The organism is Marinobacter sp. EN3, assembly GCF_000475315.1.
Classification (GTDB): Bacteria; Pseudomonadota; Gammaproteobacteria; order Pseudomonadales; family Oleiphilaceae; genus Marinobacter; species Marinobacter nauticus.
Map to the genome: position 1 here is coordinate 340,743 of NZ_AXCC01000001.1, position 12,372 is coordinate 353,114.

Genomic DNA, 12,372 nt, shown 5'->3' on the forward strand with positions numbered 1-12,372 from the left:
GCAGGAACAGGGCGGGAAAAATATCAGCCAACCATCTGATATAGTTGATATTTTTTGAGTATCGACGGATATTATTTATTCCCGGCCTATCGCTTTTGCATTCTCAATAGTTTTATTTTTTTGTGGTGCGACTTTTCTCCGCCCCGCCATCAACTTCATCGCTTCGTCTTTCCGCTCTGGCAGAATATGGCCGTAGTTGCGCTCTATCATCGCGGTTGATTTATGGCCTACAGCCTCCGCCACCAACTTCATCGGCTGGCCCTTGTCTAGCAGGTTGCTGATAAAGTGATGCCGCAAACTATAGAATTCGATTTCTTCGGGTAATCCGCCCAAAGTCTTAACCGTGCTCCATCTTCCGTCATGTGCCTGGCGGCCTAACCGCACGCCATCCTTTTCAGTGAACACATAACCGGAGTCAGGTTTCCCGCACTGAATCCACCACGCTCTGATTACCTCTTCCGCGTCCGGGTGTAACATGATGTCCACTTGCGCGGGGTCTGCATGGTGGCGGGTTTTTTCCGGTACAAACCGGAGACGAGAACCGCCGATCTCTGCAAAGTGAATGTTTGGCCAGCGTAGCCCGTAGAGGTCGCCGGGGCGTATGCCGGTGAAGTAGGCAAGGGTTACAGCAGGCTCGAACCAATCCACAAACCGCACATCAGAAAGGTCCGGCAAGTAATCCTTGCCATGCTTGCGACTGTTCGCACGCTGTTGGCGTCTCTGCTTGTCGTACAACTCCAGGCCGCGCCAAAGAGCATCAAGCTCTGTGTCGGTGAGCATACGGCGCTTTTTTCGGGCCTCTTCTTCCTGCCGGTGTATCTCCTGCTCTTTCAGATCCGCGCGCTGCGGTGCCAATGCCTTCGAGGTGAACGGCATTTCCTGCAATACACCATCGGCTACAGCCTGATTCATCAAAGTACGCAACGCTCCAAAGGCGCGCTTCAAGGTCGAATACGCCTTGCCCTCGGCTTCCTTGTCGTGCTGCCACTCTTTTATGTCCGCGGCTCTGATACCGTCTAAGGGGCGCTCTAGCAGGTGCTCGAAATTGCTCCGGATGATATTGATAGTGTGCTTGCCCTGCCCCTTCTTGCGGCTCTGGTTGGCCGCGAACGGACCTTCCAGAAACTTGCCGAGCGTAGACTCCGCGGCGCGCTTCAATTCCTGATCTTTTTGGCGTGCCTCCTGCTTCTGAGCCTCGCGGATAGTGTGCGGATATTCGCCCTCTTTGATCCTCCCCTGCCATTTTTCCGCTTCACTGATCGCGGTAGTCCTGCTCATGTGCCTGGGGTCGATGCCTGCCGTGTCGATAGAGCCGGACTTAATGTTGCCGATCCTGAATACTCGCTTCTTACCGTCCGCATCTCGGTATCGGTAATTCCAGGTGCCGCCGGTCTTCCCCTTCATCAGAAAGAAGCCGGGAATATAGTCACACGACAATTCAGCGCGGACGGCTACAGCGTCGTTAGTGAGGTGCTTTCGCATTGCGGTATCGGTAATCGACGAGGCGGATTTTCTGGCCATTGCTCATTACTCCCCAAGGTTGCCCCGTGCTGTAATTCAGATTTACAGCACGATTTACAGCAATTATAGGGGAATAAACTGAAACGTAAAGGACACAGTGAAACGAACGGGAAAGGGGTTAAGCTGCTGTTTTTAGGTGGCTTTATGTTCTACGGCGTTGTTTTCAAAGGATAATCAGAAAGGGGCTTTTTCTACCTTGACATGGTAGAGGTCCGCGGTTCGAATCCGCGTGGTCCTACCAATCCTGCAGAAGAAGTCGCTTACAGCTTTGCTGGGCGGCTTTTTTTGTGCCTCGCATTTGCTGTTAGCAGTCGTAGAGGGCAGACCAGAGAAGCCTGCCCTCCTCCGGTCAGAAGTACAGAACCACACCTATTTCACTGCAATCGTCATAACTCTCGACAACGGCACCATCAACCCAGACCGCAACTGCCTTGGCGGTACCGCCTGCGCTGCTACCAAAGCGAACCTCGGCCTCACCGTTGCTGGACAGTTTTACGATTCCGGACACCGGGCACTCCAGGTTGGAGGAAAACTCCACCGGATCCGGGGTCTCCAGCTTCATGTAACCACCAATCGCCGAGCCGACAATGGTGGCGCGAACCGAATACTCCGAGTCTGCATCCGTTCCCGAATCCCGGTTCTGAGCGTCGGCAATGGCGACGTAGCGCTTACCCAGCATCATCTCGTATCGTTTGATATCCCGAACGTAGCGCCAGCTCGTGACTCCACCATTCTCATTCAGATAATCGCTCATACGAAGTGCGCCACTGAAACGAAGCGACTCACCCGTGCGCTGGATTGTTCCGGACAGATCGTCCATGTAAGAACTCTTCCAACTGGCAGCGGTTTCCGATTCGGCGATCAGGACGCTTTCGTAGATGGTGCTGCCACTGATCATAATAGGGCCATGGGTCGGGGTATCCAGTACGCATCTGCTGAATCGGGTGGTCTCCTCCAGGGAGTTCTCAGTCTCTGTCCAGCGGATTTCCAGGTTACCACCACCCGCACATGGGTAAGTGCCCTGCTCCAGGACCGACATATCTTGAATAGCCGACGTGTACTCATCAATAATTGACCACCCCAACGCAAGATCGTCGCGGAGGCGTATCAAGCCTTCAGCACCGCTATCTCTGGTTATCGATACTGATTTTTGGGCAAAGTTCTTGTTGTCGTAGCTCAACTGAGGCCCAGTCTGCTCTTCAGGCTGATCATTACCTCCACCCCCGCTTCCGCCACCGCAGGCAGATAATACAAGCACCATGGGCAACACGGGCCCCCATCCAATACGGCTCAACTGGATCATGTTCTTTCCTTTTTTCTTATGATTTCAGGCTTATTCTTCAGGCGCGATCACTGCCATTCCCGAGGCGATACAGTCTGTGCGCTTCTGGTTGCGGCATTGATGAAAAAGACGGGATAACTCTTGCAGGAATTGCGCACTCGTAGCGGCGACATCCGGTGTCGTCTAGTCCATATCCGGGCAGTGATGTCTAATCATGCGACATATCGTTAGGTCGCGAAAGGTTCAGGCGGGGGCAGACTCAAAAGTCGTGGACTGGTTCATGGTTCTGGCGCTACCAGCTATCCCCCTCTTTTTTATCTTTCGCGTCCTGTTCTGCTTTGCGCTGACGAATCTTCTCAAGCTTTTCTTTGGGGATTTTCATATTGGCCCCATCTCTGAGTAACAGTAGGCTTCCCACAATCATCGCAAATGCGGCGAGTATAAACAGCCAGCCAATCATTGGCATGTCGATATCTCCTTGAGGTGGCTTTTCATCAGTGTACACCCTCAGAGCTCACTGTCATCAATGTGCCTTGAGGTACAAGCGCCTTGTCGATACATTCCCCGCTCCGTATCATTGCCGGCAATCATCTTGGATCTTCTCCTTCCGGATAAAAACGCCGATGCGCAAACAGTTTGATGTCACCGTAGACCAGAGCACGACGGCTGTGGATGCGCTTGCAGGCGCCTCGGGCCTGCCCAAGCAGCGCATCAAGGATGCCATGGCCAAGGGCGCGTGCTGGTGGACACAGAAGGGAAAGCAGGTACGTTTACGCAAGGCCAAGCGGGAACTGAAACCCGGCACCCGTATTCAGCTGTTCTACGATGATCAGGTGTTGGCGCGCAAGCCGGAAACACCGACGCTGCTGGAGAACAAAGGACGTTACAGTGTCTGGTTCAAGCCCCACGGGCTTTTATCACAAGGGTCTCAATGGGGCGACCACTGCAGCCTGCTGCGCCTGGCGGAAATTGAACTGAACACACCCTGCTTTCTGGTACACCGCCTGGACGCCGACGCTGCAGGTCTGATGCTGATTGCCCATGACGGCAAGGCTGCGGCGGCCCTTTCAGAATTGTTTGCCGGGCGAGCCATGACCAAGATCTACCGGGCGCGGGTCGCCGGCAACCTGATGGCGGATGATCTTCGCCTCGACACACCACTGGATGGCAAGGACTCAATCAGCCGCGTGACGAAACTGAGCCGGGATGAGGAATCAGACACAACGGACGTGCAGGTACGAATCGAAACCGGCCGTAAACACCAGATCCGTCGACACCTGGCCGGCATTGGCCACCCGATTGTGGGAGACCGGCTGTATGGCGCGGCATCTGCGGGTGGCCTGCAACTCACCGCCGTTGAATTGGCTTTCCAATGTCCTGTTACCCGGAAAGCACAGGTATTCAGGCTTCCGGAACAGCGACCATAATACAAATAAGGCCAGCGTCTCGGCTGGCCTTATTCATAAGCGATGATGGACGCTCAGGCGTTGTAAAAATCCCGATACCAGTCCACGAAGTTGGCAATGCCCTCTTCCACCGTGGTAGACGGCTTGTACCCCACATCGTTGATCAGGTCATCGACATTGGCGTAGGTGGCCGGCACGTCACCCGGTTGCAACGGCAGCAGATTCTTCTCAGCTTTCTTGCCCACCCGCTCCTCAATAATCTCGATAAAACGGGACAACTCCACCGGGTTATTACTGCCGATATTGTAGATTCGGTAAGGCCCCTTGCTGGTGCCCGGATCCGGCTGGGCACCGCTCCAGTCCTGGTTCGGCTGGGCTACGTTGTCCAGAGTGCGGATAACGCCTTCGACGATGTCGTCGATGTAGGTGAAGTCCCGCTTGTGATGCCCGTGGTTAAACACGTCGATGGGCTCACCGGCCAGGATCTTTTTGGTAAAGATAAACAGCGCCATATCCGGCCGGCCCCAGGGGCCGTAAACAGTAAAGAACCGCAGCCCGGTGGTGGGCAGGTTGTACAGATGGCTGTATGTATGGGCCATCAGCTCGTTGGCTTTCTTGGACGCCGCGTACAGGCTCAGCGGATGATCCACGTTATCGTGCACGGAGAATGGCATGGTCTCATTGGCCCCGTACACGGAGCTGCTGGAGGCATACACCAGGTGCTTGACCTCGTTATGACGGCAACCCTCAAGGATGTTCATGAAGCCGACCAGATTGGCATCCACATAGGCATGAGGGTTCTCCAGGGAATACCGGACTCCGGCCTGGGCTGCCAGGTGCACTACCCGCTCGGGCTTGTGTTCACGAAAAACCGCTTCCATGGCCTCGCGGTCGGCCACGTCCTGGCGTACTTCGGTGAAACCGGGCTTGTTCAGCAGCCGGGCCAGGCGTGCTTCCTTGAGATTGACGTCGTAATAGTCGTTGACGTTGTCCACGCCAATCACTTCATCGCCACGATCGAGCAAACGGTGAGCAAGATGCGAGCCGATAAAGCCGGCGGTTCCCGTAACGAGGATTTTCAAGATCTGTTCTCCATGAAAAATGGCGCCCGAAGGCGCCTTTTAGCGGTCCTGGTCAGAACGCCACGCCAACACTGGCGAAGGGTCCGGACATTTCGACATCCAGTTTGTCGTCATCATCTTCATAGTCGATGGCCATCTGACGATAGCCCGCCCGCAGCTGCAGCATGGCGAATTCGTACTGGCCATAAGCGTTGAAGTCGTGCAGAGAGTCGCCGCTGTAGCTGATGAAATTGCCCTCTGCACCTACGGACACGCCAGTTAACGGCAGGTCAAAACGGGCGGCGAGGTAGCCCATAGGAACGACGGCGTCGACGGAGGTTTTACTGACATTGGCAATATCATTCACGTCCCGTAAAACCAGCTCACCATCAAAACTTCTGGCGGTCAGGCCCAGATCGAGGTTCACCCAGTTATCAAGTACTTCGTAGTACAGGGTGACGTCCAGTTGGTCGATATCCAGATCCGAACGAACAGGAGCCCCTGGCAGAATTCCATCAAATGCTTCCAGCCCGATCTCACCACGCCCACTCTGGGAAATGCTGGTGTAATTCAACCTTACGTTCGGCAGCACCGGAATCGGATGCTCGAAAAACGCCGTGAAGTTCGCGTTGCTGTCGCTGTCGAGGTTGAGATCCTTTTCAATATCAACGGCCGAATCCTTGTTGACCACTTCGCCAGAGAAATCGGAATCCCAATAGCTAACGTTGGCGCCAACGCCCAGTACATCAGCATTGGCCAGCGGCGCGGCCAAAGCCAGTGAGCCACCTACAACAATCATCAGTTTACGCATAACGCACCCGTTTTTTGTGGTTGTATTGCCCGGTCAGTCAAACTTTATGCCGAGACGACGACCGACTTCTTCATAGGTTTCGATCACTTCGCCAAGGCCCTGGCGGAAGCGATCCTTGTCCATCTTCTTGCGGGTTTCCTTGTCCCAGATACGACAGCCATCGGGGCTGAATTCGTCACCCAGAACGATCTGGCCACCACTGCGGCCGAATTCCAGCTTATAGTCCACCAGCAGCATGCCGGCGTCGTCAAACAGTTTTTTCAGTACGTCGTTGACCTTATAGGTCAGCTCTTTCATCCGGGCCAGCTCATCGGCCTTGGCCCAGCCGAAGCTGACCGCCAGGGATTCGTTCACCATCGGATCGTGCAGCGCGTCGTTTTTCAGAAAGAGCTCAAAGGTGGGCGGGTTCAGCTCCTGACCCTCTTCCACGCCAAGGCGACGGCACAGGCTGCCCGCAGACACATTGCGCACCACGCATTCAACCGGGATCATCTCGAGCTTCTTGACCAGGGACTCGGTATCAGAGAGTAGCCCTTCGAAATGGGTAGGTACGCCGGCCGCTTCCAGCTTTTCCATGATGAAGGCATTGAACTTGTTGTTCACCATGCCCTTGCGGTTCAGCTGTTCTTTTTTCTCTCCGTCAAAGGCAGAGGTATCGTCACGGAATACCAGAACAAACCGCTCGGGATCGTCCGTGCGGTAAACCGATTTTGCCTTGCCGGCGTAAAGCTCTTCGCGCTTTTCCATTACTTTCTCCAAACGGCCGGTGGCCACGGCCACCCCGTTAATCAATACAGATGTTCAAAGAGTTGGGTGAGCAGATCTGCAGAACTGCGTTCACCCTCGTAGCTGTCATGCTGCTCGGCGGTAACGCTCATGGCGTCGGCACCCTGCTGAATCCGGATTGTGTGGGTGTGGACCGGCTTTTCAGCATCACTGAACCACGAGAACCAGCCCGGACTACGCTCGTCTTCCGTGCGGAAATCCACCTGCAACCAGCCTTCACTGCGATTCAGATCCAGTACCGGCAGCCCCATTTCCTCCAGGGACCGATTGACCTCTGCCCAGGTGCGGCCGAAATCCAGTTCCACTCGAATGGCAACCGCTTCATCCTGCTCCGACTGCAAGCGCACCAGCGGCTCGGATACCATGCCTGAGGCCGCCCGCGAGAAGGATTTGTTGTCCTCACGCTGCTTGAGGAAATCCCCCAGCTCGGCCAACAGCGCCCGTTGTTGCTCGGAGGGTGCATCCGAAACAGTGCCACTGTCCCAGGGCAGAAGCTCTTCCGGAGCTTGCTCCAGCTCCAGAATACGCACGCGGATTTCGGTGGTTTTACGCCGGATGCCAGGGGCCAGGCGGGCCTGCATCACCACCTTGGGTTCTGCTGCGGTCGGATTATCGGCGAGCCCCAGCAGTGTTCGGCTGCGCTTGCTGAAATTCGCCAGTTCACTCTGGATAATCCCCAGTTGCGGGCTGTCATGGGCAATGCCCAGGCCGCTCTCATTCATCCAGGCACTGACCACGGGCCAGAGCCGTCCTGGCACCTCATTGACCAGCAGCCAGATACGGCCGTCCAACTCTTCAATCACATAGTTTTCGTCCAGAATCTCGGATGTCATATCCGGCGGACGGGGAATCGACGACGGGTAAAGATTGCGGGAATCGGCGGTGTTGATTGACCGTATCGGCATGGTCTCGCTCAGCCGGGAGCTGTCGAGGCCTTCAGGCACCTGAATCGGCTCGCCTTCCGGTGCGTTGACGTAGCCTTCGGAACGATCATCGATCAGGCTGCAACCGGCCAGGGCACTGGCAAGCACCAATGCCGAAACAGGTCGAGCGAACAAAACGGTTTTCTTACGGGCTCTTGCAGGAACCTGCATCGGGTTACTCCGGTTAACGGTAACGGTGGCCTCAGAGAACACCTGAGGCCTTGAGCGCGTCTTCCACCTCGCCGTGGAACTTTTCGCTGAGCGGCGTCAGAGGCAGACGAATGCCCTCACCGATCATGCCCATGCGGTAAAGCGCCCATTTTACCGGAATAGGGTTGGCCTCCAGAAACAGCTTGCGATTAAGCGGCATCAGCAGTTCGTTCAAGCGGCGGGTTTCGTCTTCGTTGCCCGCAATGGCCGCTTCACAGAGCTCAGCCATGGCCTTCGGAGCGACGTTGGCCGTTACCGAAACATTACCTTTCGCACCCGCCAGCATCAGATCTGCCGCCGTGGCGTCGTCACCGGAGTAAACCGCAAGGCGTCCATCCAGGGCTTCGATCAGCTCGGCGCCACGGGGAATGTTCCCGGTCGCGTCCTTGATACCAACGATATTGGGGATATCGGCCAGGCGGACGACCGTCTCGTTGAGCATATCGCAGGCAGTGCGGCCCGGTACGTTGTAGAGAATCTGGCTCATGCCCGGTACCGCTTCCGCGATGGCCTTGAAGTGCTGATACAGGCCTTCCTGGGTCGGCTTGTTGTAGTAGGGCACTACGAGCAGACAGGCATCGGCACCGAGTTTGTGGGCTTCGGTGGTCAATTCGATGGCTTCGCGCGTACTGTTACCACCGGTACCTGCAATAACGGGAATCCGGCCGTTTACACGTTTTATGATGTGCCCGATCGTCCGGATATGTTCCTCCGGATCCAGGGTTGCGGATTCGCCAGTGGTGCCCACAGCAACAATGCCATGGGTGCCGTTTTCGATATGAAAGTCCACCAGCTTGTCCAGATCCTCCCAGTGAATATCACCGTTTGGATACATGGGCGTGACCAGTGCGACAAGGCTACCCGTAATCATAAAAGCTCCGTCCGAATAAAACCGATATGGTAATGTTGGGCTCGAACTGACACAAGGGAATTAAAGGAGATGTCATGTCATCCGTAGCATTGAATCAACCCGTGCCAGAATTTCAGGCTGAGGCCACTGGCGACCAGACCGTTCGCCTGAGCGACCTGAAAGGCCGGAACATCGTTATTTACTTCTACCCGAAAGACAATACACCGGGCTGCACCACCGAGGGCCAGGACTTCCGGGACAGAATGGAAGCCTTTGCTGCCGAGGACACCGAGATTTTCGGCGTCTCGCGGGATGGCCTGAAAGCCCATGATAACTTCCGGGCAAAATATGACTTTCCGTTCCACCTGATTTCCGACAAGGACGAATCCCTGTGCAAGCTGTTCGACGTCATCAAGCTCAAGAAGCTTTATGGCAAGGAGCACCTTGGCATTGAACGCAGCACCTTCCTGATCGACAAGGAAGGCGTGCTGCGCAGGGAATGGCGCGGCGTCAAGGTAAAAGGGCACGCCGACGAGGTGCTGGAAGCCGTCAAAGCCCTTTAACGCCCTATTCCGCAATGGCTGGTGGCGGAGGCGACTCCTTCACCGGCCAGGCGGCGAAGACCGCTTTCAGCATCGTCGCCAGCGGAATCGCAAAAAACACGCCCCACAAGCCCCAGATCCCGCCAAAGAACAGCACGGCGACAATAATCGCCACCGGGTGCAGGTTATTCACTTCCGAGAACAGTATCGGTACCAGGACATTGCCATCAAGCGCCTGAATAATGCCGTAGATCACCATGACCCAGATAAAATGGCTGCCCCAGCCGAACGCAAACAGGGCGATCACTGCCACCGGAATGGTGACCACCGCGGCACCAATGTAGGGAATCACCACACTCAGCCCCACCAACAGGGAGAGCAGTGCCGCATAGGGCATACCGAGGAACTTGAAGGCGACATAGGTGACGCCACCGACAATCAGAATTTCCACCGCCTTGCCGCGGACATAATTGGCGCACTGCAGGTTTACTTCATGCCAGATGCGAACCATCATCGGCCGCTGCGGAGGCAGCAGACGGGCGAAAGAGTTCACCAGAACCCGGCGGTCTTTCAGGAAGAAAAACACCAGGATAGGCACCAGAACCATGTAGATCAGCAAGGCCACAAGGTCCGGAATGCTGGACAGCGAGAAGGACACCAGCCATTGAGTCAGGTGCCCTACTTCCGCCGAGATCTGCTGATACATGGTGTTCACAGATTCGACTGAGACCAGATGGGGGTACTGCTCGGGCAGGACTTCAAGATAGGACTGGAGCTCCCTGATAATCCGGGGCGCTTCGCCGGCAAGGGTACTCAGCTGAGTCCAGATCAACGGCAACAGGCCGAAGATAAAACCCACCAGCACGCCCAGGAACACCACAAACACACCTATCACGGCGATCAGCTCAGGCACACCCATCCGGTTCAGTTTCGACACCAGGCCCTGCAGAATGAACGCCACAATCAGGGAAGCGATGGCTGGCGCCAGCATGGCCCCGAACCAGATGATAAAGACGGTGCCAGTCACCAGCAGCAAAAACAGGATGACGGCTTCTTCGTCTGAAAAATATTTGTGGGCTAGACCGCGTAGAATTCTGACCATGAATAACTCCGGAAATTAACCGCCGCACTTTATCACGAAACGATATTCCCCATTACTCTCCGATTGGCTGACAAGCGTATGGGCCGACAACGCCAGCCAGGCAGGTATGTCCCTCAGTGAGCCGGTATCCGTGGCGACAACCACCAATTCCTCCCCGGGCGTCATGGAATTGAGTTCCAGCTTGGTTTTCAGCAGCGGCATGGGACAACGCAGGCCGCTGGCATCCAGGGTTCTGTCAGCCATAATCAGCATTTACCATTACGTTTCATACAGTAATCAGGCAGGCATTATGCCGCTGGTGTTACTCTAATGCATCACAAGAGTTGGTAATACTCCGGAGAACTTGCCGGCTGCCGCCTTGTCAAACCGGCAACACGAATTCGAGGCATCCTCAGACATATGAAGTACCAGAACGAAGGCCAACACCGCTCCCCCTGGGCCCTGATCGTTTTTCTGGCCCTCACCATGGCGGTCACCAGCCCGACCACACGCGCGCAGTCGTCAGACCTGCCAAGCATCGGCGGTAGCGGCGGCCTGATCTCCGGACAGATGGAAGCCGATATTGGCCAACAGGTTATGGCCTCCATTCGCCGTTCAGCCCCGCAACTTCAGGACCCACTGGTCTACGACTACCTGAGCGCGATCATTTATCGTCTGGTGCCGTCCGCACCGCTGGATAACCGCGACCTGAAACTGGTTCTGATTGACAGCCCGGCCATCAACGCCTTCGCCGTGCCCGGCGGCGTAGTAGGCGTAAATGGGGGCCTGTTTCTGAACGCAGCCACCGAGCAACAGTTTGCCTCGGTCCTGGCCCACGAACTCGCCCACCTCAGCCAGCGCCATTTTGCTCGCCGAATGCAGCAACAGGAAACCAGCGCTCCGTTAACCCTGGCCGGCATGATCGCCGGTATCGTGCTTTCTGCGGTTACCCAGTCAGACATTGGCATTGCCGCCATCGCCGGCACCCAGGCCATGGCTGTGCAGAACATGCTGGCCTACAGCCGCTCCCACGAACAGGAAGCCGACCGGGTTGGCATGGACATCCTGGCCAGTGCCGGCATGGACCCGAGAGGTATGCCCGAGATGTTCGAAATCATGATGAGACAGAACCGCCTGCAGGGAAATCGCCTGCCGGAATACCTTTCCACTCACCCGCTGACCCAGAACCGGGTTGCCGACACCCGCAACCGGGCCGAACAATACCCTGATACCCGGGTGCAGGACGGACAGGAATATCACCTGGTTCGCAGCCGCCTGCAGGTGCATTACAGCGAATCGCCGGAAACGGCGATAGAAACGTTCGAGGCTTACCTGGCCCGGGAAGACGCCCAGCGCAACGATGCCATTCGCTACGGCCTGGCGGTGGCTTATCAGGAAAGCCGGCGCTATGAGAAGGCGGAGCAGCTAATGCGGGAATTATTGAAAGCCAACCCTGGGCGCATCACGTTCCAGGTATCACTGGCGGAAGTTCTGCTCAGCCAGAAACGGTATGCCGACGCCAGAGCGCTTATGCAGGAGGCCCTGGCGCGCAATCCCGGCAACTATCCAATAACATCCACGCTGGCGGCCATAGAGATTGCCGATGGTAACGGCGCCGCCGCTGCCGACTACCTGAGGGAGCTGACTCGCCGCCTGCCCAGCCAGGAGCAACTTTGGCTGAGACTGGCCGAAGCCGAAGGTATGGCGCGGAATATTGTCGGCGTACACCGGGCAAGAGCGGAATACGATGTACTGATGGGCGATCTGAAATCAGCACAGCGACAATTGCGCCAGGCCCAGGAGAAACTGCCGGCCGGCTCCGCCGAACGCCAGGTGGTGAGTGAGCGCCTTGGTGAGCTGACTAACCGACTTCAGGCGCGCGAAGCCGGTTAGGAATAA

13 protein-coding genes are annotated in these 12,372 nt (G+C 56.2%); 3 read left to right on the forward strand and 10 right to left on the reverse strand.

Annotation, left to right across the window (positions count from 1 at the left end; all coding sequences use genetic code 11):
• Positions 1-75 precede the first annotated feature (75 nt).
• The 3 genes from Q675_RS21050 to Q675_RS37785 all read right to left on the reverse strand — a co-directional run bounded on the left by Q675_RS21050 (position 76) and on the right by Q675_RS37785 (position 3,269).
• A complete protein-coding gene (locus Q675_RS21050) occupies positions 76-1,521 on the reverse strand; it encodes a tyrosine-type recombinase/integrase (RefSeq protein WP_023010416.1) in 1,446 nt (481 codons plus the stop codon).
• Between the two features lie 349 nt (positions 1,522-1,870).
• A complete protein-coding gene (locus Q675_RS0118950) occupies positions 1,871-2,824 on the reverse strand; it encodes a hypothetical protein (RefSeq protein ID WP_023010417.1) in 954 nt (317 codons plus the stop codon).
• A gap of 271 nt (positions 2,825-3,095) precedes the next feature.
• On the reverse strand, positions 3,096-3,269 hold the full coding sequence (locus Q675_RS37785) for a DUF2897 family protein (protein ID WP_011785168.1): 174 nt from the start codon (positions 3,267-3,269) through the stop codon (positions 3,096-3,098).
• A 157-nt stretch (positions 3,270-3,426) separates the two neighbouring features.
• Here Q675_RS37785 and Q675_RS21055 point away from each other — a divergent pair, with 157 nt between their 5' ends.
• Entirely contained in the window at positions 3,427-4,230 is an 804-nt protein-coding gene (locus Q675_RS21055; protein WP_023010418.1) for an RluA family pseudouridine synthase, read from the forward strand.
• Between the two features lie 53 nt (positions 4,231-4,283).
• Here the strand turns inward: Q675_RS21055 and Q675_RS21060 are convergent, their stop codons facing one another.
• The 5 genes from Q675_RS21060 to dapA are packed head-to-tail and all read right to left on the reverse strand — an operon-like array spanning position 4,284 to position 8,871.
• Positions 4,284-5,291 carry an NAD-dependent epimerase gene (locus Q675_RS21060; RefSeq protein ID WP_011785170.1) on the reverse strand — a complete coding sequence of 336 codons (1,008 nt, stop codon included), beginning with the start codon at positions 5,289-5,291 and terminating at the stop codon, positions 4,284-4,286.
• Between the two features lie 52 nt (positions 5,292-5,343).
• On the reverse strand, positions 5,344-6,081 hold the full coding sequence (locus Q675_RS21065; protein ID WP_023010419.1) for a TIGR04219 family outer membrane beta-barrel protein: 738 nt from the start codon (positions 6,079-6,081) through the stop codon (positions 5,344-5,346).
• Between the two features lie 33 nt (positions 6,082-6,114).
• Positions 6,115-6,828 carry a phosphoribosylaminoimidazolesuccinocarboxamide synthase gene (purC, locus tag Q675_RS21070; RefSeq protein WP_031210967.1) on the reverse strand — a complete coding sequence of 238 codons (714 nt, stop codon included), beginning with the start codon at positions 6,826-6,828 and terminating at the stop codon, positions 6,115-6,117.
• A gap of 41 nt (positions 6,829-6,869) precedes the next feature.
• On the reverse strand, positions 6,870-7,961 hold the full coding sequence (gene bamC, locus Q675_RS21075) for an outer membrane protein assembly factor BamC (RefSeq protein WP_023010421.1): 1,092 nt from the start codon (positions 7,959-7,961) through the stop codon (positions 6,870-6,872).
• 31 nt (positions 7,962-7,992) lie between these two features.
• Complete coding sequence (dapA, locus tag Q675_RS21080) at positions 7,993-8,871, reverse strand: 4-hydroxy-tetrahydrodipicolinate synthase (protein ID WP_011785174.1); 879 nt, start codon at positions 8,869-8,871, stop codon at positions 7,993-7,995.
• Positions 8,872-8,945: 74 nt separating this feature from the next.
• Here dapA and Q675_RS21085 point away from each other — a divergent pair, with 74 nt between their 5' ends.
• Positions 8,946-9,413 (forward strand): peroxiredoxin, encoded by a 468-nt coding sequence (locus Q675_RS21085; RefSeq protein WP_011785175.1) that lies wholly within the window; start codon positions 8,946-8,948, stop codon positions 9,411-9,413.
• 4 nt (positions 9,414-9,417) lie between these two features.
• Here the strand turns inward: Q675_RS21085 and Q675_RS21090 are convergent, their stop codons facing one another.
• Positions 9,418-10,494: an AI-2E family transporter gene (locus Q675_RS21090; RefSeq protein WP_023010422.1), complete on the reverse strand. Its 1,077-nt coding sequence runs from the start codon at positions 10,492-10,494 to the stop codon at positions 9,418-9,420.
• Between the two features lie 15 nt (positions 10,495-10,509).
• Complete coding sequence (locus Q675_RS21095; RefSeq protein WP_011785177.1) at positions 10,510-10,737, reverse strand: sulfurtransferase TusA family protein; 228 nt, start codon at positions 10,735-10,737, stop codon at positions 10,510-10,512.
• 156 nt (positions 10,738-10,893) lie between these two features.
• Between Q675_RS21095 and Q675_RS21100 the strand changes: the two genes are divergently transcribed.
• On the forward strand, positions 10,894-12,366 hold the full coding sequence (locus Q675_RS21100; protein WP_023010423.1) for a M48 family metalloprotease: 1,473 nt from the start codon (positions 10,894-10,896) through the stop codon (positions 12,364-12,366).
• Positions 12,367-12,372: the final 6 nt, after the last annotated feature.